17 protein-coding genes and 5 tRNA genes are annotated in these 25,160 nt (G+C 54.8%); 8 read left to right on the top strand and 14 right to left on the bottom strand.

The genetic code is table 11. The features are described from left to right. The first annotated feature begins 228 nt into the window (after positions 1–228). Positions 229–957, top strand: a complete 729-nt coding sequence (gene pyrF, locus Q1Q75_RS06255) for an orotidine-5'-phosphate decarboxylase (protein WP_300668386.1) — start codon at positions 229–231, stop codon at positions 955–957. A 135-nt stretch (positions 958–1,092) separates the two neighbouring features. Here the strand turns inward: pyrF and Q1Q75_RS06250 are convergent, their stop codons facing one another. The 5 genes from Q1Q75_RS06250 to hisS all read right to left on the bottom strand — a co-directional run bounded on the left by Q1Q75_RS06250 (position 1,093) and on the right by hisS (position 6,131). Further along, positions 1,093–1,974 (bottom strand): tetratricopeptide repeat protein, encoded by an 882-nt coding sequence (locus Q1Q75_RS06250; RefSeq protein WP_300668384.1) that lies wholly within the window; start codon positions 1,972–1,974, stop codon positions 1,093–1,095. Between the two features lie 301 nt (positions 1,975–2,275). Beyond that, positions 2,276–2,351 (bottom strand) — tRNA-Asn (locus Q1Q75_RS06245). Positions 2,352–2,741: 390 nt separating this feature from the next. After that, positions 2,742–2,817 (bottom strand) — tRNA-Asn (locus Q1Q75_RS06240). Positions 2,818–2,948: 131 nt separating this feature from the next. Further along, on the bottom strand, positions 2,949–4,736 hold the full coding sequence (gene aspS, locus Q1Q75_RS06235) for an aspartate--tRNA ligase (protein ID WP_300668382.1): 1,788 nt from the start codon (positions 4,734–4,736) through the stop codon (positions 2,949–2,951). Between the two features lie 141 nt (positions 4,737–4,877). Next, positions 4,878–6,131 (bottom strand): histidine--tRNA ligase, encoded by a 1,254-nt coding sequence (gene hisS / locus Q1Q75_RS06230; protein WP_300668380.1) that lies wholly within the window; start codon positions 6,129–6,131, stop codon positions 4,878–4,880. Positions 6,132–6,599: 468 nt separating this feature from the next. On the opposite strand from hisS, the gene Q1Q75_RS06225 reads away from it, so the two are divergent. Then, on the top strand, positions 6,600–7,469 hold the full coding sequence (locus Q1Q75_RS06225) for a DUF2520 domain-containing protein (RefSeq protein WP_300668378.1): 870 nt from the start codon (positions 6,600–6,602) through the stop codon (positions 7,467–7,469). 309 nt (positions 7,470–7,778) lie between these two features. Here the strand turns inward: Q1Q75_RS06225 and Q1Q75_RS06220 are convergent, their stop codons facing one another. Continuing rightward, on the bottom strand, positions 7,779–10,763 hold the full coding sequence (locus tag Q1Q75_RS06220) for an insulinase family protein (protein WP_300668377.1): 2,985 nt from the start codon (positions 10,761–10,763) through the stop codon (positions 7,779–7,781). A 485-nt stretch (positions 10,764–11,248) separates the two neighbouring features. Further along, positions 11,249–11,680, bottom strand: a complete 432-nt coding sequence (locus tag Q1Q75_RS06215) for a hypothetical protein (protein WP_300668376.1) — start codon at positions 11,678–11,680, stop codon at positions 11,249–11,251. Between the two features lie 561 nt (positions 11,681–12,241). Between Q1Q75_RS06215 and Q1Q75_RS06210 the strand changes: the two genes are divergently transcribed. Together Q1Q75_RS06210 and rsmA are read left to right on the top strand one after the other, a co-directional pair. Then, the gene (locus Q1Q75_RS06210) at positions 12,242–12,862 is read left to right on the top strand and encodes a DUF2062 domain-containing protein (protein WP_300668374.1); all 621 of its coding nucleotides are present in this window, start codon (positions 12,242–12,244) and stop codon (positions 12,860–12,862) included. Further along, positions 12,849–13,718: a 16S rRNA (adenine(1518)-N(6)/adenine(1519)-N(6))-dimethyltransferase RsmA gene (rsmA, locus tag Q1Q75_RS06205; protein WP_300668372.1), complete on the top strand. Its 870-nt coding sequence runs from the start codon at positions 12,849–12,851 to the stop codon at positions 13,716–13,718. The genes Q1Q75_RS06210 and rsmA overlap by 14 nt, the downstream gene beginning before the upstream one ends. A gap of 146 nt (positions 13,719–13,864) precedes the next feature. On the opposite strand, the gene Q1Q75_RS06200 is transcribed toward rsmA, so the two are convergent. The 6 genes from Q1Q75_RS06200 to tig all read right to left on the bottom strand — a co-directional run bounded on the left by Q1Q75_RS06200 (position 13,865) and on the right by tig (position 19,941). Then, positions 13,865–13,941, bottom strand: a tRNA-Asp gene (locus Q1Q75_RS06200). A gap of 7 nt (positions 13,942–13,948) precedes the next feature. Beyond that, a tRNA-Val gene (locus Q1Q75_RS06195) sits at positions 13,949–14,024 on the bottom strand. A 106-nt stretch (positions 14,025–14,130) separates the two neighbouring features. Continuing rightward, on the bottom strand, positions 14,131–16,521 hold the full coding sequence (lon, locus tag Q1Q75_RS06190) for an endopeptidase La (protein WP_300668370.1): 2,391 nt from the start codon (positions 16,519–16,521) through the stop codon (positions 14,131–14,133). A 157-nt stretch (positions 16,522–16,678) separates the two neighbouring features. Next, complete coding sequence (gene clpX / locus Q1Q75_RS06185) at positions 16,679–17,923, bottom strand: ATP-dependent Clp protease ATP-binding subunit ClpX (protein WP_300668368.1); 1,245 nt, start codon at positions 17,921–17,923, stop codon at positions 16,679–16,681. Between the two features lie 3 nt (positions 17,924–17,926). After that, positions 17,927–18,541 carry an ATP-dependent Clp endopeptidase proteolytic subunit ClpP gene (clpP, locus tag Q1Q75_RS06180; protein ID WP_300668366.1) on the bottom strand — a complete coding sequence of 205 codons (615 nt, stop codon included), beginning with the start codon at positions 18,539–18,541 and terminating at the stop codon, positions 17,927–17,929. Positions 18,542–18,603: 62 nt separating this feature from the next. Beyond that, complete coding sequence (gene tig, locus Q1Q75_RS06175) at positions 18,604–19,941, bottom strand: trigger factor (RefSeq protein WP_300668365.1); 1,338 nt, start codon at positions 19,939–19,941, stop codon at positions 18,604–18,606. A gap of 438 nt (positions 19,942–20,379) precedes the next feature. On the opposite strand from tig, the gene Q1Q75_RS06170 reads away from it, so the two are divergent. Together Q1Q75_RS06170 and Q1Q75_RS06165 are read left to right on the top strand one after the other, a co-directional pair. Then, a complete protein-coding gene (locus Q1Q75_RS06170; protein WP_300668363.1) occupies positions 20,380–21,066 on the top strand; it encodes an N-acetylmuramoyl-L-alanine amidase in 687 nt (228 codons plus the stop codon). 65 nt (positions 21,067–21,131) lie between these two features. After that, positions 21,132–21,208 (top strand) — tRNA-Pro (locus Q1Q75_RS06165). Positions 21,209–21,352: 144 nt separating this feature from the next. Here Q1Q75_RS06165 and Q1Q75_RS06160 read toward each other — a convergent pair. Then, the gene (locus Q1Q75_RS06160; protein WP_300668362.1) at positions 21,353–21,670 is read right to left on the bottom strand and encodes an STAS domain-containing protein; all 318 of its coding nucleotides are present in this window, start codon (positions 21,668–21,670) and stop codon (positions 21,353–21,355) included. Positions 21,671–22,226: 556 nt separating this feature from the next. Here Q1Q75_RS06160 and lnt point away from each other — a divergent pair. Next, on the top strand, positions 22,227–23,831 hold the full coding sequence (lnt, locus tag Q1Q75_RS06155) for an apolipoprotein N-acyltransferase (RefSeq protein WP_300668361.1): 1,605 nt from the start codon (positions 22,227–22,229) through the stop codon (positions 23,829–23,831). Positions 23,832–24,057: 226 nt separating this feature from the next. Then, a protein-coding gene (gene prfB, locus Q1Q75_RS06150) for a peptide chain release factor 2 (RefSeq protein WP_300668359.1) occupies positions 24,058–25,159 on the top strand; the annotation gives its coding sequence in 2 pieces (ribosomal slippage) (positions 24,058–24,126 and positions 24,128–25,159; 1,101 coding nt in all). Position 25,160 lies beyond the last annotated feature (1 nt).

The following is a 25,160-nucleotide window of genomic DNA, read 5'->3' as shown; positions in this document are numbered from 1 at the left end:
GGGGTATTGCAATGAAAAAGGCTTTAAACTAACTGTTTTTGCATTGTTTTTGCCGTTGATGTGGCCGCTGTGCATGCGATGCGGCCGGGGAGGGAACGACGGGCGCGTGATGCGGAATTATTTTGAAGCTTTATCCCTTCCCTGAAATGGGGTATACCGCCTGTGCACAATGAAATACCGTTCGTGTGTTCGATCTAATATATCGCAACCAAAAAGAAGGAGGCGCCTTTGAATCCCCAAGATCGTATTATATTTCCTCTGGATCTTCCCACAGAGAAGGAGGCGTTGGATTATGCTGCCCTGCTTTCCGGAAACGTGGGGCTGTTTAAAATCGGGCTGGAACTTTTTCTTGAGTGTGGGCCGTCCATTGTCGAGAAGGTTCGCCGGGCCGGAGCCGCGGATATTTTTCTTGATTTGAAGCTCCATGATATCCCAGTCACGGTGGAGCGGGCCGTGTCTCGTGTTGCCGATCTGGGTGTGCGCTTTTTGACGGTTCACTGCGGTGAGTCTGAGGCCATGCTCAAAGCCGCGGTTGCTGGAAGCGAGGGGAAAGTCGGGATTCTCGGGGTGACGGTGCTCACCAGCGTTGGGGGAGACGATATCCGCAAGGCCGGATTTCTTCCTCAGTACGCAGAGGATCTGAAGCAGCTGGTGATTAAACGCGCGGTGATGGCAAACACCTGCGGATGTGCCGGGGTGGTCTGCTCCGGTCATGAAGCCTCCGTCATTCGGGAAGCCGCCGGGGAGGGGTTTTTTACGGTAACGCCGGGGATTCGTCCCGCCTGGGATGGGATGAAATGTGACGACCAGAAGCGTGTGATGACCCCTGCGGAAGCCATCGCGGGCGGTTCGGATTACCTGGTCATCGGCCGTCCCATCCGTGATGCCAAAGACCCGGTGGCTGCTGCCGCGCAGGTGGCCGAAGAGATTCGGGAGGGTCTTGCCGCCAGGGCTTAGGCCGGAACGGTTCTGTGAAATGCTGGCGTTTTGAAACGGTCTTTCTGCGGTGGGCCGTGACGAATAAAGAAGCCCGGCTCACTCAGGTGAGTCGGGCTCTTTTTGTTTTTTTGGAGGGGCTCGGGAGGGGATGGGTCACCCCTGATCGGGCGTTAGCGCTTGGAATTGGCTTAAGGTGACCTTTTCACTTCCGGTGGGGGTGCCGTCGTCTTTGTAGTGGAAGAGCTCAATCTTGCCGAGGTTGTGGCCCGTGAGGTGGTGTTCCACCAGGGTGGGTGTACCGGACGAGTTGATATGGGAGATGGTTTTGCTTCGATTGTTTTTGGTGCTGAACAGGGCATGGTGAAAGGTGTCGCTTTGTCTGAGGACGCCATTTCCGGTGTAATGGTTCACCTGCTTGAAGATTCCTTCGGGGCCGTCGTAGAGGGGGTCGCCCTTGGAAAAGATGGTGGTGGTCGTGACCCCGCCGAATGCATTGTTGGTCCGGGTGGTCCGGGTGGTTCGGGAGAGGGTTTCGGCCGAGGCGTTGCGGGTAATGGCCCGGAGGGTTTTTTCCTTTTGCCCGAGTTGATCGACTTTGCGTTTGAGTTCCCCGGTTTTGAGGTATTGCTTCGCCCTCTTGCTCCCTTTGTGGGCGGCGGTCTGGATGTCGGCCAGGGCTTCTCTGAATTGTTCGGTTGCCTCGTAGGTCAGTCCTCTGAAGTAGAGAATGTCGGGGGCATTGGGGCGAATCTCCAGTGCTCGGTCAAAGTCTACGATGGCTTTGTAAAAGAGCTTCATCTTGTGCCAGGAGAGCCCGCGATTGTAATAGGCCTCCAGAAATGCGGGGTCGGCATGGATGGCGTTGGTGTAGCAGGCGATGGCCTCCTTGTAATGTCCGTTTTCGAAATGTCGGTTTCCCCTGTCCTTTGCCTCGACAGCCTGAAGGGACGGCTGGCGAGAAATCGGGGTTTTGGCCCAGGCAGGGGCCATGGAGGAGAGGATGAGGGTCAGTGCAATGATGGCAACATGTTTCATGATCAAAATCTCGGGTTGAGGATGACATTACGTGGCCAGGAAACCAGCTGGGGATGCAGGGGGAGGAGAGCTTTCCAGGGGGCCTGCAGTGATTGGCGTCCTGTCCTTAAAAAACAGATTATTTCCAGTGAATCGGTCGCTGGGCGGATCGTATGAAACCTAACCTATAAATCGCAGGCGCAAGGGCTGTCAAGGGTGGATAGATGGGCGGGTCTCTTTGGGGCTTGAAACAAAAAAACCCTGAAGGATCAAACCTTCAGGGTTTTTAAATATAGAGACTGCAAAAACAGCAGTTATTTTTTGGCTCCCCAGCACGGATTTGAACCGCGGACAAAGTGGTTAACAGCCACTTGCTCTGCCGACTGAGCTACTGGGGATTAGTCACAAGGACTCGGACTATTTAGTTCGATTTGCGGATTGTGTCAATTAAAAAAAGGTTTTTTTGTGAACAAATCAGAATAAAAAATGCCTTTGGCTGCCAGTCTTGGGGGCAAGCTTCTGAAACATTTGAAAAAGGATGCGGGGTTGGCCTGCGGAGCTGATGACGTCGAATTCAGGCCTGGGCGCTGTCCGGCACCTCTCGGGCCGTTTCGGTAAGGGAATTTGAGGCGAAGGGCTCTTGGGTGAAAGGGGTTCCGTGTCCGAGAACGTCGGGGCGCCGATAAGGGCGGGGGTGAGGGCCTGGCGTTTTAAACAAAAAAATCCTGAAGGGGAAAACCCTTCAGGATTTTTGAATATATGCACTGTTCAAAAGAACAGTTACTTTTTGGCTCCCCAGCACGGATTTGAACCGCGGACAAAGTGGTTAACAGCCACTTGCTCTGCCGACTGAGCTACTGGGGATCAGTCAAAAGACTCAAACTATTTAGCTCTATTTCTCGGCGGTGTCAATTAAAAAAAAGGACAGCCGCCGCATTTTTTTGCCTCTGTCGCCATCGGCTTGATGGCGACAGGGGTAGCTACCTTGAATTGCACTACGATTCGATTTTTTTGATCCGGAGGGCCAATTCATCCAATTGCGCCGGTGCCGCTACAGAAGGGGCATCGGTGAGCATGCAGGAGGCCTTTTGTGTTTTGGGGAAGGCGATGACGTCCCGGATGGAGGGCATGCCGCACAGGATCATCACCAGACGGTCGAGACCGAAGGCGATGCCGCCGTGGGGGGGCGCACCGGATTCCAGGGCGTCTAGGAGGAAGCCAAACTTCTCTTCGTACTCTTCCTTATCCATACCCAGGGCGGTGAACATGCGCTCCTGGATGGCACGATCGTGGATACGGATGCTGCCGCCACCGATCTCGCAGCCGTTTAAGACCAGGTCATAGGCCCTGGAACGCAGCTTTAAGGGGTCGATCTCGATGTGCTGGTAGTCCTCTTCGAGGGGCGCGGTAAAGGGGTGGTGGAGGGACTGGTAACGCTTCGCCGTCTCGTCATACTCGAAGAGGGGGAAGTGGGTGACCCAGACAAAGCGGAATTCGTCTTTGCTGATAAGGCCCAGTTTCTCGGCGAGGTGGTTCCGCAGGTTGCCCAGGGATTCGTTGACCACTTTGGGTTGATCGGCCACAAAGAAGATCAGGTCGCCCACTTCCATGTCGATGCGCTCGGCCAACGCTTTTTTCTCGTCGTCGGTGAAGAATTTGGCGATGGGGGACTGCCACTCGCCTTCCTTGACCTTGATCCAGGCCAGACCCTTGGCGCGGTAAATGGAGACGAATTTGGTGAGGTCGTCAATGTCTTTACGGGAGAAGTTGATGCAGCCCTTGGCGTTGAGGGCTTTTACCATCCCGCCTTTTTTCACGACATCTGCAAAAACTTTGAAGCCGGAGGTCTCAACAATGTTGGAGACATCTTTAAGCTCCATGTCGAAGCGGAGGTCGGGTTTGTCCAACCCGTAACGGTCCATGGCGTCTTTGTAGAGAAGATGCTCGAAGGGGGGCTTGACGTCCAGCCCGAGAACTTCTTTGAACACGCCTGCGACCATGCCTTCGGCGATGCTCATGATCTCCTCTTCACCCACGAAGCTCAGCTCCATATCGATCTGGGTGAATTCAGGCTGGCGGTCGGCGCGCAGGTCCTCGTCTCGGAAGCACTTGACGATCTGATAGTAGCGATCGAACCCGCTGATCATCAGCAGCTGCTTGAAGAGCTGGGGTGACTGGGGCAGGGCGTAAAACTGGCCCTGGTTAACACGGCTGGGGACCAGATAATCGCGGGCGCCTTCCGGGGTGCTCTTGGTGAGGAAGGGGGTCTCGATGTCGAGAAAGCCTTCGCCGTTCAGGAAGCCGCGAATGGCCTGGGCGGCTTTGTGCCGGTTGACGATGTTTTTCTGATATTTCGGGCGTCTCAGGTCGATGTGACGGTTTTTGAGGCGGATGTTTTCACCCACCTCAATCTCGTCTTCAATGGCAAAGGGGGGGGTGACGGCGCGGTTCAGGATCCGCAGCTCGCTGACGTTCACCTCGATGGCCCCGGTGATCATTTTGTCGTTGATCATGTCATCAGGACGCGCGGCAATGGTGCCTCGAATGCCGAGGACGAATTCGCTTCGCACCGCATGCGCTTTGTCATGGACCTCGGTGTTCTCTTCAGGGCTGAAGACCACCTGGGCAATGCCGGTTCGGTCTCTTAAATCCACGAAGATAACGCCGCCGTGGTCTCTGCGGGTTTGTACCCAGCCCATAAGGGTCACTTCCTGCCCGACAAGGGCTGTGCCCAGGTCGGTGCAGTTGTGGGTTCGTCTCATATCACCAAGTAGATCTGTCAATGCCCTGACTCCTTTGTTCTTTCTGGTTCCTGATCGTATCTTTGGCAGTGTCTTAAAACGCCGGTCCGGTGGCTGCCCTGGGGTGGGGAAAGGCGGTCTGCGCGGATGGCTTATTTTGAGCCTGCTTGATCGTTGATGGGTTTATTTTAATCGTTCGGCCAGTGTCTCTACCAGCCCGTCCAGGGAGAGGTCTTCCTGCTCCCGGGTGGTCATGTTGCGCAGGGTGGCCTGCCCCTTTTCCAGCTCATCGTCACCAATCATGAGGACATGGGTGGCTTTGAGCTTGTCGGCTCGTTTCATATGGTTTTTCAGGCTGCGCCCGCCAAAATCGGTCTCACAGGAGATGCCTCTGGCGGCAAGCTGCATGGTCCAGTGGGCAGCGGCCTCCGTGGCTTTTTCGCCCAGGGGCGCGATGTAGAGGGTGGGGCCAGTGGCCTCAATGGTCTGTTGCATGGCCACGATCTCTGCCAGGCGGTCAAAGCCGATGGCAAAGCCGATGGCCGGGATCTCCGGTCCTCCCAGGGCCTTGACCAGGCCGTCATAGCGACCGCCACCTGCCACGGCATTCTGGGCTCCCAGAGAGGTGGTGAGCACCTCAAAGGCCGTGCGGGTGTAATAATCCAGGCCGCGTACGAGGTTCTTGTCGACTTCATAGTCCACACCGTTTTCTGTGAGCACGCGTTTGACGGTCTCAAAGTGATCACGGCATTCGTCACAGAGGTGATCGAGGATGGAGGGTGCCTCCTTCACGGCTTCACGGCATGAGGGGACTTTGCAGTCCAGGACCCGTAAGGGGTTCTTTTCGCTTCGCCTGAGGCAGTTCTCGCAGAGGTGCTCTTTTTTTGAGTCGAGCAGTTCCTTCAGCGCCTTCTGGAAATTTGGCCGGCAGCAGGGGCAGCCCAGGGAGTTGATATGGGCTTTGACATCCTTGGCCTTCAGTCTCTCCAGAAGGGTGGCCAGCATGAAAATAAGCTGGGCGTCGAGATACGGAGAATCGACCCCGAAGACCTCTGCATCGATCTGGTAGAACTGGCGGTAGCGTCCCTTCTGGGGGCGTTCACGGCGGAACATGGGGCCGATGGTGTAGAATTTCCGGATGGGGTCCTGGGCGTACATCTTATGCTGGATGTAAGAGCGGACCACGGAAGCCGTAGCTTCTGGACGCAGGGTCACGTGGCCACGCTTGCCGTCCTCGAAGGTATACATCTCTTTTTCTACAATATCGGTGGTGTCGCCGATGCTTCGGGAGAAGAGCTCCGATTTTTCAACTATTGGGAGGCGAATCTCCTGAAATCCGAAGTTTTCAAATGTCTCTTTGGCTGCGCGTTCGACGGTCTGCCAGACCTCAATTTCTCCGGGCAGAACATCTTTGAATCCTTTGATAAGCTGTATCATGTGCTGTGCCTAAACCGCCTTGTGCCTGCATCTGGGTTCAAAAGAAAAGGCCGGGCCCTGTGTGGGGCCGGTGCTCCCGCCGGTGCATGGGATGCCGCTATTTCAGATTATGGGGGTCTCGGGGCCGGTGGCCCGATGTTTTGGGCTGTTTAAATTTCTCGGGATGGCACTCGAGTGATTCCCTATAATTTTCAAATAGTTGCGCCAACCCGTGTCTACGGAGGGGTGCAAATCAACCCCTACTTGTAGCGCAACAGGCAATTGTCGGTCAATACTTAATGTTTCTCAATAGATGCACCCGCCTGGAAATGAATTGAGTTTTTCACGGAGCTGCAGTAAGGATTGAGGCTGTTGGTTGGGCAGTAAGGTCTGTGGTTGGACAGGGTTGGCGCTTGTTGGAATGATGTGGCCACGGGCGTAACGGGTGAAAAAGTTCCTGAACACTAAGGAAACGAAGGGGGAGTTGACGTGAAAGCAACGTGTGCTGTGGTGGGGTGTGGCCGGGTGGGAACCAGCCTTGTGGTTCACCTGAATCGTGTGGGGTATCCCATCTGCGGGGTGGCAAGCCGAAGCCTTGGGTCTGCCGAAAAGGCGGCGGGGCTCGTTCCCGGGACCCCTTTTTCGACCGATCCGGTCGATGTGACGCCAGGGGCCGATGTGGTGTTTATCACCACGCCGGACGACTCTATTGCCGAGGTTGCGGTGGCCCTTGCAGAAAGGGGAGGCTTCAAGGAAGGGGCGTCCGTTTTTCACTGCAGCGGTTCCCTGCCTTCGACCCTTATGGCGGCGGTGAAGGAGGCCGGGGCGTTGATCGGCTCCATGCACCCCCTTCAGAGCTTTGCCGGGACCGATCTCGTCGTGAATCCCTTTGACGGCATCATCATGTCCGTGGAAGGGGACGATAAATCGGTTGAGATGGCCCTTTCCATGGCCGCTGACTTAGGCGCTAAGGGCCTCACCATCGCGACCCACGCCAAGACGATGTACCATGCAGCCGCCGTGGTGGCCTCCAACTGTTTTGTCACTGTTCAGGACATGGCCTGGACATTTATCCGTGACGCGGGGGTTTCAGAACAAGATGCCTGGAGTGTCCTCGGGCCTCTCATCGAAGGAACCCTGGACAATATTAAAAAGGTCGGTCCGGTGGAGGCCCTCACGGGTCCCATCGCCAGAGGGGACGTCGCCACGATTGACGCTCACCTGGATAAGATCGCTGAGATGCAGCCCGACCTGACCTCTTTATATAAGGCGCTTTGCCGCCATACCGTGGATGTGGCCCGGCGCAAAGGGACTCTTGCCTCAGACGCCGAAGAGGCGCTGATGAAACGTCTGGGGTGAGGGCCAGAGGAGGGCTTTGGGCCGTTAGACGGTTCGTTAACCGTACCCTGAGACCTCGCAAGCCTGGCGCGTGTCGGTCTGTTGCCGATGTGACATGCAGGGCGTACCTGGGCACCCATCATAAAAAATGAAGGCATTTTAAAAAAAACATCCCGTGACTCGGACGAGTCACGGGATGTTCTGTTTTGGAAGGGCTCCCTTATAGGGTGCCGGGGATTAACCCCTGCACCCCGGAGGCTTTTTTTCTCATTGATGGAGCGCAGCGACTCCTCGAACGAAGCACGAAGAACCAGGCACGAAGCACGTTTTTTATATAGTGTGGATATCAAGCTCCCTGTCCAGGCGTCCGGTGAGTCCTTTCAGGCGATCTGCCCCTGAGATCACCACCACGCTTTTGAGATCAGCCTCGGGGGGGAAGTACCGCAGGGCTGCTTTCCGAATCTTTTCGGCGTTTAAGGCGAGGAGGCCCTCTTTGTATGCGCGTCGTGTCTCATCAGAGAAGCCCACGAGCTCGCGGAAGAAGCCTTTTCGGGCGGCTGCCGCCGGGGTTTCGGGGCGATCGATGACGGAGCAGGCTTGGAGGATGGCCTCTTTGACGTCTTCGTTGGTGTAGTCGGTCCCGGTGATGAAGCGGGCGGCCTCGTCGTAGGCGGAGAGGGTGCGGACGACGTGGGGATCCCGGTAGGACCCCATGCTGAAGGTGCCTTCTTCGGCGCTGTAGGCAGCGAAGGCACCGTAGGCCCCACCTTTCTCGCGAATTTCGCGGTGGAGGTAGAGGGCGCGCAGGAGCCGGCCAATGATGGAGAGGGCCGGGGCGTCTTCGTGGCCCATGGAGACCACAGGAAAGGCGGATGCCACGAAGGAGACGGCGCTGTTGGTGGTCCACCCTTCGTAAACAGGCAGGCCGTTTGCCGGGACCGAGGCGAAGGTCAGGGGTGAGGATCCTTCGGGGAGGGCCTGAGAGAGCGCTCGCTGGTCGGCTTCTGCCAGGGTCAGGGTGGCGTCATCGCCGGCGAGGGCGCAGCGCAGGTTGCCCTGGTTGAGGAAGGCCTGGCCGATTTGTGCCAACTGATCGCCGATATGGGCCAGGGCCTCTTCGGAGGCGTCGCCACGGACGAGCTTGTCTGTGAGGGCTTTTATGTATTGAATCTGCCCGACCCCGCTCCACAGTTCGGAGAGGGCCAGGGAGTCGGTGAAGTTTCGATTGGCAAGGGAGATCGCCAGGCTGTGGCCATTTTGCACCACGGCGGACTCTAAGGCCGCACGGTATTCCAGCAGCAGGTTGCGGAGTCTTTGAAGATCGGTGAACCGGTACTGGGTCAGGGTTTCGGTGAGGAGATCAAACATGGCCCCTCGATTTCTGACCAGGCATTTGCTGTTGATGGCAATGAGAGGCAACGCCGAACGGTTTTCATCGTATCGTCGTCTTGAGGAGGGGGAAAGCCCCATGCCGCCAGTATGGGCGGCAATGGCCCGTGTTAACTCTTCGTAGTTTTTCTCCCGGGTGCCTACCTTCATGATGGCGGAGCAGAAGAAGGGGACCAGGGGGATCAGGGTGCTGTCCAGGCTGCCTGCTTCCAGCACACCGTTATAATACAAGAGGCTGTTGGTGGCGCAGGGGTAGCGAAAGAGGCGACCCTTTCCGCGGCTTTCAGGTTTCACCGAGTCGATGGTGGTCGGGATGTCTTCCAGTTCCAGCGTGGGCAGGGAGGAGATGTCCTCCTCGGCTTCTTGAAGGCTCTTCAGCTTTTCCGTGTCCGATCGAATTTTGGCCTTCTGGGCTTCCGTCATCGTTTGGGAGATGGCGTCGAGCTGCTCCTGCTCCTGCCGGGCCTGTTGTTCTGCAAGGGAGCTGTCGGGTGCCAGGGTAAAGCGGACCCGGTGGGGGTTTTTCAGCAGCCGTTCGCGGATGAGGGTCTCAAAGTATCCCTCCTCTTTTACGCCATGTTTTATGGCTTCAAGGTCTTCGTCGAGGAGAAGGAGTCGTTCCGGGGCTCCGCCGTGGAACCAGCATCCAGCGAGCCCCAGGAGCAGTTTGATTCCGTAGGGGTAAGGCGTGTTGGATATTTCACGCCGCCTGATCTCCATCTGGTGGATGGCAGAATCGATCAGCTCCGGGGCGATGCCTTCCTCGGCGATGTGGGCAAGGGAGCTGAAAATAAGCGATTCAATGGCGTCGGCATTTTCCGGGCGGGTCTCTTTGAGTCCGCACCCAAAGGAGGCGTCTCGGGCATCGGAGTCAAACCCTGTGGCGTCGCAGAGGGAAGAACCGAGGTGGGAATCAATAAGGGCTTTTCGCAAGGGGGCTGCCGCATTGCCGAGGAGGACTTGGGAGAGAAGGCTGAAGGCGAGGGTTTCCCTTGTATTCAGGATATCGGTGACCAGCCAGACCAGGCTCACCTGGGCGCGATTGTCTCGACCTTCCTCTTTGTCAGCGGGGTAGTATTCAACGACTTGTCTGGGTTCTGTCCATCGGGGTTGGGGGGCCACTGTGGTCTTTGGATCTATTCTTTCGAAATGCGACAACACCTTGGTATTGATGACCTCCAGGTGATCGGCCAGAGGAATGTCACCATAGGTAAAGAAGTAGGCGTTGCTGGGGTGATAATGCCTTGCGTGGAAGGCTTTCAGCTCTTCCCAGGTGAGATCAGGGATCGCTTCGGGGTCCCCGCCGGAGTTGTTGGCGTAGGTCGTCTCAGGCATGAGAGCCTTGTTGAGAGCTCGCCCGAGGATCTGACTGGGAGAACTCATGGCTCCTTTCATTTCATTATAAACCACGCCCTTGAAGGTCAGCTCTTCCTTCTCGCCTTCCTTTGCCTGTTCAAATTCGAGCCGGTGCCCTTCCTGTTTGAAGCTGAGTTCGTCGATGCGTGGGAAAAAGGCGGCATCAAGGTAAACATCCATGAGGTTGTAGAAATCTTTGCGGTTCTGGGTGGCAAAGGGGTACATGGTCCAGTCCGAGGCCGTGAAGGCGTTCATGAAGGTGTTGAGGCTTCGTTTGATCATGGAGAAGAAGGGGTCTCGGACAGGGTAGCGGGCAGACCCGCACAGGGCGGTATGTTCCAGGATATGAGCCACGCCAGTGGAGTCTGAGGGGACGGTCTTAAAGGCGACGGAAAAGGTGTTTTCACGGTCCTTGGCGCTGATGTGTATGTGGGAAGCGCCGCTGGCTTCGTGTTTCAGCTCGTAGTAGAAGGCCTTGATATCGGCAATGGGACACGCTTTGATCACCGTGAATCCGTGGAGGGTCTGGCCGGGTTTGAGAGCGGCGTTGCAGGGGTCGTCGTGAGTCATGGTCTGGTTTATCCCAAAATCTATGGTTCTGCGCATACCGGGATGCCTGCGAAGGGCCTGTTGTAAACCGGTCGGGCGCTTAAGGGTGCGAGGTAATCGTTCCGCAAGGGGGCGCTTCTTTAAACGGGAAGACCCCTGGGCAGGCGACGCCGCACGTTTCTGCACGCTGATGGACAGCAGCCTGATCCATAAACATGTGCATCCCTGGTCCGTTTGTCGAGGGCTGTGGGGAAGAGGTTCTTTTTTGTCGGATGAAATACTCGGGAAGGAAAGGGGTTGTCCTCCTGACAGGCTGCGGATAAAAGCAATGCACGATGTGGGGCACAAAAAAAGTGCCGCCTTATGAACGAAGGCGTAAATATCCACAACCTGTAGGGGAGAACTATCCTGAATCGGGCAAGAGCAAAAGAAATGGTTGAAGCGCTTACCGGGCGAGAAGTAGAAGGAACATCGCAGGTGAGTGCCCGGTATCTGCTTGCGGTTCTTTATGCAGCGATATAAACCCCACGGGTTTTACGCTTGATGCGACCGATTTTATTTAGACGGAAAATGATGTTGCGAAGTTTTTTGTCCTCAAAACCGGTTTTGGCCTGAATCTTTGCGAAATCAGCACCATTGCGAGAGCTCTTGATGACCTTCAGTACGGTTCCTGAAGCGGTCATTTCGGAGCGATCTCCTTTGTCTTTCGTGGCGCTTGGGACGTATCCACGGCCAGAGGTCTGGCGAATAAGTTTTTCAAGACGATCAATCTGGGCAGAAAGTTTTTCAACGTCCTGGCGAGAAGGGATATCGTAATTTTTGATAATGGTCTTGAAAAGAGAGTCAATGCTAACGGGCTTGGTGCGCACGCGACGACGGTTGGCGGCAGACTCGTGAATTTGATCTTCCTGCATGGAATTGGGGGTTTCTGTAGACATATGTCCTCCTTGTACAGTTGTATTTCTTTAAATTAAGTTTATGGTTGACCAGAAGGATATCTATATCAATCGATAGCCACACCCCTGAACGCGTATTTCCCCCCTCTCGTCAGTACACACGCGTAGGAGTAACATGATAGGCACGAATTATCGTGTACATCATATTATTACATATAGGCATTACAGAAATCGATTAAGAGACATCCTCTAGATAAGGATTACCTGTTAGATAACTTAATTGTTTATGAGAGTCAAGCAGTCTTCAAAGGAAAAAATGAATCTTTTAGTAAAAAGCATGGAAACGGAGGGGGAGAGCTGCTGAAAAAGCACAAATCGTGTTGAAAGGGCGGTCGTTTCATGATACCTTCAAATCGCCGAAAATAAAATGGATTGATGGTCCTTATCATGGAAGTGGTAAGGACTTTCCAGTCCTTTCGGGACCCTGCGGCAGGCACTGTGGCGAAGGCAACCTCTTTGGAAAAAAAATAGGCGGCTGTTGAGGTCTTTTTATTTACGTATCGCTGTTTTCTAAGGCTTTGCTTTTTTAGGGATTTGAGATGTATGAAACAAATCGGACAGAAAACCTTAATGTCTAAAGAGAATATAACATATTGGAACAAAATAAAAAAACACTTTTGTTCTCTTTTGGAAAAAATTAAGAGGTTGCAGGGAAATCCTCATTACATCGCCATGGGAATGGCTATCGGCGTGTTTGTCGGGGTAACTCCTACCATTCCTTTTCATACCGCTTTAGCAATCCTCCTCGCGTTTGTCCTTCGCGGCAGTAAGCCCGCAGCAGCAATTGGGGTTTGGATTGCCAACCCGTTGACCATTCCTTTGTTTTATTACGGAAGCTTTCGGGTCGGGGTGGGGCTCTTTGGAGGCGAACAGGGCGGCGGACCGGATATTGGGAAGATGATTCATGTGTTGGAAAGTGGGCTTCCTCTTTCGGATAAAGTGGATTTGATTAAGGATTTCCTTTCTCACCATTTTGAGCTGGCATGTATGATGCTGGCCGGTAGCATGCTGCTTGCGATTATTCCTACAATTGCATCTTATTTCCTTACACGACGGCTGGTTGCACGTACTTTTACAGGTGTAAAAGTAATCAGTAAATCAAGACACACAAAGAAAGATATAAATCGCCAAACAGGCGAGGAGAGTGATGATGACATCGCCTAAAATTACTCTGGCTGCGTGGGATATGCATGCAAAGAAAAAGTTTGGACAGAATTTTCTCAACGATCCGTCGGTTCCCGAGTTGATCGCGGAGCGGGCGAAGATCGACCCGGAAGACCTGGTGGTGGAGATCGGCCCAGGGCTCGGAGCGCTGACGGTGCCGCTGGCTAAACGGGCTGCCCGGGTCTGTGCCATTGAAAAGGACAGCCAGATTCTTCCGGTGCTGCGTTCTGAGCTTCTCGCCTCGGGTACCGACAATGTGGAGATCCTCAACGAGGATATCCTAACGGTTAGCTTGACCGAAATTGCCGAGGCGCATGGGGGGCCGATTATCGTTGTGGGAAACCTGCCCTACAATATTTCCTCTCAGATTCTGGTCCAGATGATTCGGGAGAGACGCTGGATCAAAAAAGCACTCTTTATGTTTCAGAAGGAATTGGCCGAGCGAATTACCGCGCCGGAAGGCACGCGAAATTTCGGTCGTATGGCGGCCATGCTGGGGTATTGTGCTGAGATCCGAACCCTTGTTCGGGTGGATTCCTCCAAGTTTTTTCCCCGGCCAAAGGTGGACTCTGAGGTTATTGAGGTGGTCTTCCACAGTGACCCGCCTCACCTGGCGGAGGATGAGGCTCTTCTTTTTGCCGTGATCAAGGCCGCCTTTGGAAAACGCCGAAAGAATCTTCGCAACGCTCTGTCTAACAGCGAGCTGCCTCTGGCTCCCCAAGAGGCCGAAGTGGTGCTGGGGAAGGCGGATATTGCCGTGAATCGACGAGCGGAGTCTTTGACGGTGGAAGAGTTTGTCAGGCTGGCCAATGCCCTGTCCGGGTATCTGGCGGGTTCAGGTGGATCTGGGGAGTAATCTCTGGCTTTTGGGCTTCCAAGGCTTCGGGTGAGAACCCGGGGCCTTTTTTTGGGGAATTGGGTGGGTCGTTGACGTCCCGAATGGGAATTTTGGACGTAAAAAAAGGGTCGCCTTTGAAAGACACCCTCGTTTTAGCTTTTTAATGGCGGGAGTGACGAGACTCGAACTCGCGACCTCCAGCGTGACAGGCTGGCGTTCTAACCAACTGAACTACACCCCCGCAATGGTGGTGGGCGATGCAGGATTCGAACCTGCGACTTCAACCTTGTAAGGGTCGCACTCTACCAACTGAGTTAATCGCCCATTTCTGTGGTGACTTTCGCCCCTCAGGAACGAAATCTTTTTAGCAATATCACCGGGTCGCGTCAAGGGAATAAACCGACCCGATGATATTTTTTCCTTGAAGGGTTTAAATCGGCTCCAACGTGGTGAAGAGATCGGAGCCTTCTGGGAGGATAAGCGCCTCTTTTAACACTTCATCCAAATGGCCAGCTGGCACCACGATCATTTGTTTCAGGATGGAGGCTGGAATCTCTTCCAGGTCCTTTTCATTCTCTTTGGGGATGATGACCTTTTTCAGGCCCCCTCGGTGTGCGGCGAGAATTTTTTCTTTCAGCCCGCCGATGGGCAGAACCCTGCCTCTGAGGGTGATCTCACCTGTCATGGCCACGTCTTTGTTCACGGGGAGCTTTGTGAAGGCGGAGACAAGGGCCGTACACATGGTGATGCCGGCTGAGGGTCCGTCTTTGGGGATGGCTCCCTCGGGGACGTGGATGTGGATGTCTACCTTGCTGTAAAAGTCATCGTCTAATTTCAAGGCCGCAGACTTTGAGCGGACGTAGCTGACGGCGGCTCGTGCCGACTCTTTCATCACATCGCCCAGTTGGCCTGTGACGGTCAGCTGTCCTTTTCCGGGCATGAGGGCCGTTTCGATGCAGAGGAGTTCACCCCCTACCTGGGTCCAGGCCAGGCCTGTGACCATCCCGATCTGGTCCTTCTCTTCCACCTGTCCGTATCGGAAACGGATGGGACCGAGAAATTTTTCCACCTTTTTAGGAAGAATTTTTACCGGTTTCTTGGCTTTTTTCTTGACCACTTCCAAGGCCGTTTTGCGGCAGATACTGGAAATTTCCCGCTCCAGGTTTCGGACCCCCGCTTCCCGGGTGTAGCTTCGGATGATATCAAACACGGCCTGTCGGGAAAATTCGATTTCTTCAACCTTAAGACCGTTCATCTTGATCTGCTTGGGGATGAGGTGATCTTTGGCGATCATGTATTTCTCATGCTCGGTGTAGCCGGGGATACGGATCACCTCCATCCTGTCCTGCAGGGGCAGGGGGATGTCAGAGAGGGTGTTGGCTGTGGTGATGAAGAGGATGTCTGACAGGTCATAGTCCACATCCAGAAAATGGTCGTTAAAGGTATTGTTCTGCTCGGGATCCAAAACCTCCAGCAGCGCTGACGAGGGGTCGCCCCGGAAGTCAGTGCTCATTTTGTCGACTTCATCGAAGCAGAAAACAGGGTTGTTGACGCCGGCTTTCTTGAGGTTCTGAATGATTTTTCCGGGCATGGCACCGACGTATGTACGCCGGTGTCCGCGAATCTCCGCTTCGTCCCGGACACCGCCTAAGGAGATACGGACAAAACGCCGGCCTGTGGCGCGGGCAACGGAACGAGCCAGGGAGGTCTTTCCTACCCCTGGAGGGCCCACCAGGCAGAGGATGGGGCCACGGACTTTGTTCACCAGGGTCTGGACGGCCAGGTATTCAAGGATACGCTCTTTGGGCTTTTCCAGGCCGAAGTGGTCCTGGTTAAGGGTGGCTTCGGCCGCCTCCAGGTCATTTTTGGTCTTGCTGCGGTTGTACCAGGGAAGGTCCAGCATCCAGTCGATGTAGTTTCTCACCACGCTCGCTTCAGCGCTCATGGGCGACATCATTTTGAGCTTTTTGAACTCCTGCTTTATCTTGAAGGCCGCTTCCTTGGAAAGGCGTTTGCTCTTGATCCGCTTTTCAAGCTCTTGAAGTTCGTCATCGGCGCTGTCGTCGGCGCCCATTTCCTTCTTGATGGCTCGCATCTGTTCGGTGAGGTAGTAGTTCTTCTGTGTCTGCTCAATCTGGTTTTTGACCCGGCCGCGGATTTTCTGGCCCATTTCGAAGATCTCACCTTCTCGCTTGATGAGGCCCAGGAGAATGTCCATGCGCTTGCTGATGTCGATGGCTTCCAGCAGGGTCTGCTTGTCGGCGACTTTGAAGGGGAGGTGGGACGCCACGGTGTCGGCGAGTTTGCCGGAGTCTTCGATGGCGGCGACTTTACCGATGAGTTCTTTCGAGATGCTTTTATTGAGTTTGGTGTACTCCTCAAAGGCGTCAATGATGGCTCGCGAGAGGGCCTCGCCTTCGGCTTCCGTCACCGTATTTTCGGGCATGGGCTCCGCATCCACCGAGAGAAATTCCTCACCGGGAATAAAGGAGACGATGCGACCGCGGGCTTTCCCTTCCACCAGGGCTTTGACCGTGCCATCGGGCAATTTGAGCAGTTGAAGAATGGTCCCTACGGTGCCGACGTTGCTGATGTCCTGCTCTTCAGGATTGTCTACCCCTGCCATACGTTGGGTGGACAGAAAGATGGTTTTGTTTTTGCCCATGGCTTCAGCCAGTGCGTTGACTGATTTGGTCCGTCCCACAAAAAGGGGGACCACCATACCAGGAAAAACCACGATATCCCGCAGGGGAAGAATCGGAAGCGTCACACGGCTTGAACTGGAATCATCGTTTTTGAATATCTTAGGTATATTGATCATCGGAGCTTCTTCACCATCGTCTTATAGGGTATGGGTCGAGGAGGAAGGGTCAGCGCCTGAGGGGTATTCTGGGAGGGTCCGACAGGTGGATCGCCGATCAAACCGGAGCCCCCCGCGCCCTTGGAGCGCGGGAGGCATTCAACCGGATAGCTGTGGGCTAAGCCTGCTGCTGAGGTGTTTCGTAGAGAATGATGGGGTCCTCTTTCTGAAGGATCACATCCTCATTGATCACGCATTCACTGATGTGTTCCATGGAGGGAATCTCGTACATGATATCAAGCATGGAACGCTCAAGGATGGCGCGAAGCCCTCGGGCACCGGATTTGCGCTCCACGGCCTCATGGGCGATGGCTTTTATGGCATCATCGGTGAACCGAAGCTTGACGTCCTCAAATTCGAAGAGTTTCTGAAACTGCTTGATCAGTGCGTTTTTGGGTTGTGTGAGGATCTTGATCAGTGACTCTTCACCCAGCTCGTTCAAGGTGGCGACCACAGGAAGGCGCCCGAGAAATTCGGGTATAAGCCCAAATTTGATGAGGTCTTCCGGGCGAACCATCTTCAAAAGCTCGCCAAGGCTCTTGTCTTCGCGGCTGGTGACGGTGGCGCTGAACCCCAATGCTTTTTCACCGGTGCGGTTCTTGACCAGCTTTTCCAGGCCGGTAAAGGTGCCTCCGCAGATAAACAGGATGTTGTTGGTGTTGATCTTCACAAAATCCTGCTGCGGATGCTTTCGCCCCCCTTTGGGCGGTACACTGGCCGTGGTCCCCTCAATAATCTTGAGGAGGGCCTGCTGCACCCCTTCACCAGAGACATCCCGGGTGATGGAAGGGTTGTCGGAGCGCTGGGCGATCTTGTCAATTTCATCGATGTAGACAATGCCTCGTTCGGCTCGCTCCACATCGTAATCTGCGTTCTGAAGCAGAGAGAGGATGATGTTCTCCACGTCCTCGCCTACATAGCCGGCCTCGGTGAGGCTGGTTGCGTCGGCGATGGTGAAGGGGACATCCAGAAAGCGCGCCAGGGTCTGGGCCAGGAGAGTTTTTCCTGAACCGGTGGGGCCGATCAGAAGGATGTTGCTCTTCTGGAGCTCCACGTCCGATGAGACCATGCTCGAGTCCAGCCGTTTGTAATGGTTCCGGACGGCTACGGAGAGGACCTTTTTGGCCCGATCCTGTTCGATGACGTACTCATCGAGGCGCTCTTTGATCTCTTTGGGAGTGAGAAGCACTTCGGGGCTCTGGGGCTCCTTGATGCCTTCGTCCTCAATGATCTCACTGCAGAGCTGAATGCATTCGTCGCAGATATACACTGCGGGACCGGCAATGAGCTTCTTGACTTCTTTCTGATTTTTGCCGCAGAACGAGCAGAAAAGCTTATCATTTCCGTCCGACTGTTTTGTCATGGATTACTCCTCCGATTTTACGAGGTTCGCCAAATCTTCTCTGTTCTTGACGACATGATCGATGAGGCCGTACTCCTTGGCTTCCAGGCCAGACATGAAGAAATCTCTGTCGGTGTCAACCTGAACTTTGTCGTAGGGCTGCCCTGAGTGGCTGACCAGGATGTTGTTGAGTTCTTCGCGCATACGAAGAATCTCCCGGGCGTGGATTTCAATATCCGATGCCTGGCCTTGGGCTCCACCCATTGGCTGGTGAATCATGATACGGGAGCTGGGAAGGCTGTAGCGCTTTCCAGCAGCCCCGGCACAAAGGAGCAGGGCTCCCATACTGGCGGCCTGACCGATACAGACAGTGGCAATCTCCGGTTTGACGTATTGCATGGTGTCGTAAATAGCCATACCGGCTGTTACGGAGCCCCCCGGGGAGTTGATGTACAGGTTGATGTCCTTGTCAGGATCTTCCGATTCCAGGAAGAGTAGCTGCGCCACCAGCAGGTTTGCGACTTCATCGTTGATGGCGGTGCCGAGAATAACGATCCGGTCTTTGAGAAGTCGTGAATAGATGTCGTACGACCGTTCACCTCTGCTTGTCTGCTCAACTACCATGGGGATAAGTGGCACGAGAGTCTCCTCCTTGGTGAAAGGCTGCCCGTGGGGGCAGCCTGTGGTTTCTAATTATTGCGTTACGCTTCGTCCGCTTCCGCGGCATCGGCGTTTTCGAGCGTTGGTTCCACTTCATCAACGTCGCTTGTTTCAATAATAAGACGCGCTGCCTTTTTTTCAAGCAGGGTGAGCTTCAAAATTTCGATTTTATCGGGGTTGGCCTGGTAGAACGCGTGGATGGCCTCGATAGGCTGGCTGACCATGGCCGCCATGTCGGCGTATCCGGCGTTGAGCTCCTCATCGGAGAGCTCCATGGCTTCCTGCTGCACGATGCTGGCGAGAAGGAGGTGACGTCGCACCTGTTTCTCGGCCAGTTCACGGTACTGCTCGCGGAGTTCTTCACGGCTTTTGCCCAGCTGCTCGATGTTCATGCCGTTCATCTGGAATGCGCGCTCGGCTTCGGCGAGGATGGCGTCGAGTTCATACTCAACCATGATGCCGGGGACGTCAAATTCATGGCGCTCGATGAGAGTGGAGAAGACCTGCTCATTGAGCTCCTGCTCCGTCCTTTTCTCATAGTTTGCGCTGAGGTTCTTGACGATCTCCTCTTTCAGGACGTCCATGGTATCGAAGGGACCCATGGTCTTGGCGAACTCATCGGTGAGCTCTGGGAGTACTTCTGAAAGAACCTGATTGAGCTTCACCTTGAAGGTGAGGGTGTTGCCGGCCAGGTTGGAATTGACGTAGGAGTCGGCGTAGGTGATCTCGAACTCTTTCTCGTCACCGATGTTCATGCCAACGATCTGCTCATCGAACTGATTGGACATGGCGGCTGAGCCGATTTTCATCTGCTGGTTTTCAATGAGGGGAGTGTTTTCAAAAGGCTCGCCGCCATTGAACCCTTCATACGTCAACACAGCATAATCGCCATTTTCTACGGGGCGCGCTTCTGCGAGGGGCTCACGTTTGGCGCCGTTTCGGCGAAGCATCTGAAGCTGTGCTTCGATCTCTTCGTCGGTGGCTTTGTACAGGGTCTTGGTAAGCGTCATCTCTTTGAAGTTGATCTCGCCGATTTCCGGACGAAGTTCAACGGATGCGGTAAATTTGAAGGCGCTTGTGGGGTCAAGCTCTGGCATGTCCACTATCTCAGGCTGTCCCACGATGTTGTATTCATTTTCCCGGATCGCTTCAACGAGGGCGGTCTGGATAAGCTTGGAGACCACGTCACCGTGGACATCATTTTTATACATACGCTCCAAGACAGAACGGGGGGCTTTTCCGGGACGAAAGCCTTTTACCTTGGCGGTCTTTTTGAGCTGATTGTATGCTGCATCCAGTTCGCTGATGATGGTTTCATTCGGCATTTCGATATGCAGGGTTTTCTTGACGCTGTTGACGTCTTCGACAGTAATATTCATTGTGATCCTTTTCACTTCGGCACCCTTTTGGCCTGCCCGGTTACGGGTAGGCGGCATGCGCCGTGATTGCTGCTGACGTTACCCCACCCTTGGGTCGGCAAAAGGTGAATACGTGTATGGACCGCGCGAGGGGGCAGCCCTGTTTAATAATTTTTAATAATTTATTCATCCCTGTGAAGTCGACGTGTTTTCGAGGGCTTCGGAGATGTTTTTTCCTGTTCAAATACCACTTTATCTTTTATAGTTTTCAGCGGCGTTGAACGCCTGAAAGGGCTTTGGAATCGTGATTTTGAGCGATTCGGATGAGTGGCCCTGGGTTAAATCTGTGTATTAAAGCCAAATTTTTCGGGCAATGTCAAATACTATTGGTGAAGGGCAGAAAGAGGAGGGGGTTCAGGTTTCATCCTTCTCCTGCAGCGCCGCCAAAGGGGTGACGGAATGTTAGAAAATGGAAGAAGGTGGCGCGCCTGGTCTCGGGTTGCCGTCTGTGTGATGGTTCTGGCCCTTGCCTCGGTAAGTGATGGAGAAGAACGGCAGGTCGTGGTTCTGGACCCCGGACACGGGGGTGCAGACGTCGGCCTGACGGGCTCCTACGGGACACGTGAAAAAGATGTGACCCTGGCTCTGGCCCTGGCGGTGAGACGCCAGCTTGGGGAACGCTATGATATTCGCCTGACCCGGGAATCGGACCGTGGCCTGAAAGGGGTGCGTCGGACGGAACGGGCCAATAGTTTTCATGGCGACCTGATGATTTCTCTTCATACCGGGGGCGGGATTTCCCGGGAGACCAATCGCATTGCCCTTTTTGTTCAACGGGAAAAAAAAGGGAGACCCATGGCTCAAGGGGGGGATGGCTGGGATGAGGGGCATCGTCCTTATATCCCTGAGAGTCAGGCTCTGGCGGCGGTGTTAAAAAGGTCCCTTTCCCTCCTGGATGGATATGAAGGGGTGGGATACTCAGGTGTCCCTCTGGGAATGGCCAGGGGTGCGGGAATGCCGGTGGTGCTTGTCGAAGTGGGAAACCTGACCAACCCTCGTGAGGAGGGCCGTCTGGAAAGCCCTGAGCACCTCAGGCGGGTGGCTGCGGCCGTGGCCGAGGGGATTGAAGGGTTTTTGACCCCGTAACCCAAGGGGGGTTATTTTATCCCTTGCATGCGCCCGATGCCTGTGTTAGTTTCCCTTCGATTATACGGGGCGTAGCGCAGCCTGGTAGCGCGCCTGCTTTGGGAGCAGGATGTCGCAGGTTCGAATCCTGCCGCCCCGACCATTTTTAAAACCATCTCCTTCACCGGGAGGTGGTTTTTTTGTTTCTGCAGGGGATGTCCTTAGAGGGGCAGGCCGTGGCTTTCCAATATGCCACCGGTGATGGTTTTGGCCCGGGACGCTTCGGGGCTCCCTTTCCGGTCCTGCCTTAAGACGGTTCCCCCGTCTTTTCAATGGTAAAATGGCGGTCAAGACGCATGGTCGTAAAGAGCCCGTATATGTCTTCTGCGATGTTGATGACCTTCAGCTGGGATCCCTGCTGATCCAGGGTGTTGTGGGTGGCGATGATGACGCCTATTCCCACCGAATCCACCATTTCCACGCCGTTCAGGTCAATGGTCAGCTCTTCGAGTTCTTCCGCAATTTCTTTATTGAGTTCCGATCGAAATTCTCCCGCCATGGAGGCGACGATATCACGTCCCGGGCGGATGGTCACACGACGTTCATTTCGAATAATTTCGCTCATGATCCACCTATTTCGTCTGTCAGGGATGGGGGGTTGGCGGCCATTGTTTCAGGTTTCCGTCCGGGGATGGGCCGGGTTGAGAGAGTCGGACGTCGGCGACTATGCCGTGACACCCAATGAGCCGTGACACCCAATTAATTTGGGATGGCCTCGGGAAATGGGAATGCGTCGGCCCTGGGGGTTGGGCCAATGCAGGCTCGGTGCGTGTTTTTCTCCAGAGAAAGACCGTAGCCTTATTGAATTGAGATTGAATCTTAATTAAAACGTATAGATTAATTTTTACCATACCATCAGTGAAATCTCAAATAAAATATAGACTCAACCTCTTGCCCTTATGAGGAATTCAAGGGCTGGGGCTTCACGGGGCGCGATGGAAATGTCATTGACAGGCCTTGGGCTCTGGTCAATAGTTGGCTCCAGAGTAATCTTAATTTATCGTTGGGGTTGTGCATTCCTCGCGGTCAGGGTGACGGGTGCCTCGGTATGAGAACCGAACGAGAACGCGATCGCCGGGGTCGAGGTGGCACGCCTTTTTTTTGATCGAGGGGGAATGCGTGTGACAACCGTGAATGCGTCAGTTGAGTGGCAGGGGGGGCGTTCCTTCCAGAGGTGGCAGGAATTTTTCTGGGCCGCTGTGGGGGCGTTGCTGCTGACCTTCTCGTTTCCCCGCCCTGCGTTGGGACAGCTGGCCTGGGTGGCCTTGGTTCCCTTGATTGTTTTTTCGTTGAAGGCGACACCTAAACAGGCCTTTCGGATGGGGTGGCTTACGGGAATTCTCCATTTTCTTGCCCTGTTGCGGTGGGTGGTGGGGACCATTCATCAGTACGGGGGTATTCCCTGGGTGGCCGGTGTCGCAGCCCTTGTCCTGCTTTCTCTTTATCTTGGGTTGTATGTGGGTCTGTTTGCCTGGGGACTCTCCCGGTGGCGAAGGGATGGGCTGTTTGTGCTTTTGTTCGCCCCCGTTGTCTGGGTTGCGCTGGAGTACCTTCGTACCCTGGCTTTTACCGGGTTCCCCTGGGGACTTCTCGGGTACACGCAGCAGAACTCCCTGGCCCTGATTCAGGGGGTTGATATCACCGGTGTGTATGGGGTTTCCTTTCTCGTGGTCCTGATGAACACCGCCCTGGCCCTTCTGGTGCTTCGAATCCTCGATCGGCGGACCTGGCATCGCTTTGCAGGGTGGGGGCGGCCCCTGGTTTCGCTGGGGATTGCCGGGGCCATGATCTTCGGGGCCTTTGTTTACGGTACCTTTCGGATTGAAGAGCTGGAGGCGGTGCAGAAAAGAGCCCCTTCTTTGTCGGTGGGCGTGATCCAGGGGAACATCGATCAGGCGGTCAAGTGGGATGCGGATTTTCAGGCGGCCACCATCGAGGCGTATTTACGGCTGTCGGGGGAGGCCCTGAAGGTGAAGCCGGATCTGGTGGTGTGGCCTGAGACGGCCACCCCTTTTTATTACCTGAATCCCGTGGATCGTCCTTTGACCCATGCGGTCAACCGTGGGCTGGCCGGCGGGGAGGCGGACTGGATTCTGGGCGCTCCGGCCGCAGAGCGTGCAGGTGACGGCTGGCGCTTCTTCAACCGGGCCTATGCCGTGACCTCAAAAGGAGCGTTGATCGGAAGTTACGATAAGGTGCACCTGGTTCCTTTTGGAGAGTATATTCCCTTTCAGGAGCTCCTTTTCTTTGTGAAAAAACTGGTCGTCGCCGCCGGAAATTTTTCGGCCGGTACCAAAGGCGACACCATCAAAGGGTGGGACTGGCAGGTGGGGGTACAGATCTGCTTTGAGTCGATTTTTCCTGAGCTCTCGGTGGCGTCCGTGCGATCGGGGGCCGGTCTTCTTGTCAACCTGACCAATGACGCCTGGTTCGGACGTTCCGGGGCACCCTATCAGCATTTTCAGATGGCTCGTTTTCGGGCTGTGGAAACCCGTCGAGCCCTGGCCCGGAGCGCCAACACCGGGATCAGCGGGTTTGTAGACCCGATAGGCCGGGTGCGGGGGACCACCCCGCTGTATGAAGAGGCCTGGCGGGTGGAGAGGTTGCCGGTGATGACCCTGAGGAGTCTTTATGTCCGCTTTGGGGACCTTTTTTCCTGGATTTGTGTCGGGCTGACCCTTCTGATGGGGCCTGTGATGGGCGGGGTTCGTGGTCGAACAGACTGAGAACACAGTCGATTTTCAGGCGGGCGCTGTGGGCTCTGTCCCCTTGGGCAGTGCCGTGAAAAAACGGTTTCACTGGATCTGGATCAGTGGTAGATAGAGAGGGACTGCCGGAGGTCTTCCGGCCGGGGAACCCCGCTTTTTCATGCACGATTCCCGTGCAGCAGGCGAGGCGTTTTTCCGATTTTTAAGGGTATTTTGTCATCGTTAGAAGCCAAGGAGAATAATCATGTCAATTGAGTTGAAGCAGGCATTTCGAGAGTTCAGTACTCGCCTGGGACAGCTGGGAGGTTGTCTTTGACCTGCCTGGCAAAGAGTTTCGACTGAAAGAAATAGAAGCCCAGGTTTCCCACAAGGATTTCTGGAACAACCCCGACGCCACCACCATCGTTTTGAAAGAACGGTCCTGCCTCACCACCCTGTTGTCCAACTGGAACGAATTGACAAAGGATATCGAAGAGGGTGACCTCTTGCTTGAACTTGCCATGGAAGAAGGGGACACAGAGATTCTTGAGGAGGTGTCTCACCAGGCGGATGAGATCGACAGGCGATTGAAAAATCTCTCTGTTGAGATGATGCTCGATGGGAAAGATGACGATCGAAACGCCATCGTTTCCATTAACCCGGGTGCCGGGGGGACCGACTCCCAGGACTGGGCCGAGATGCTGCTGCGCATGTACACCCGCTGGTGTGAGCACAAAGGGTTTAAAGTCACCATGGTGGATTATCAGCCCGGGGATGAAGCGGGCATTAAGGGGGCCACGTTTACGGTGGCAGGCACCAATGCCTTCGGTTATTTGAAGGTGGAGAGCGGTGTGCATCGGCTGGTGAGGATTTCCCCTTTTAACGCCAACGGAAAGCGTCAGACCTCCTTTTCCTCTGTGTTTGTCTGCCCTGAAGTGGACAGCGAGATCGTCATTGATGTGCAGGACAAAGATCTGCGGGTGGATGTCTTCCGTGCCAGCGGGGCCGGTGGCCAGCATGTGAACAAGACGAGCAGCGCGGTGCGTATGACCCATATCCCTACCGGGATCGTGGTGCAGTGCCAGCAGGAGTCTTCCCAGCATCGCAACCGGGAGATTGCCATGAGCGTTTTACGTTCCCGGCTTTACCAGCTGGAGATGCAGAAAGTGGAAACGGAAATGCAGGAGATGCACGCCAGCAAAGACGAGATCGCCTGGGGTAGCCAGATACGGTCCTATGTGATGCATCCTTACCAGATGGTGAAAGATCATCGAACGGATGAAGAGTCCGGCAACGTCAAAGCCATTATGGATGGTGCGCTGGACCCCTTTATTGAAGCAGAACTGATGGCGAGGCGTCAGCGGTGAA

Origin of the sequence: Desulfoluna sp. (assembly GCF_030145185.1) — a bacterium.
Classification (GTDB): domain Bacteria; phylum Desulfobacterota; class Desulfobacteria; order Desulfobacterales; family Desulfolunaceae; genus Desulfoluna.
The sequence above is the reverse complement of the archived record's forward strand: the minus strand, read 5'-3'. Positions and strand labels throughout refer to the sequence as shown.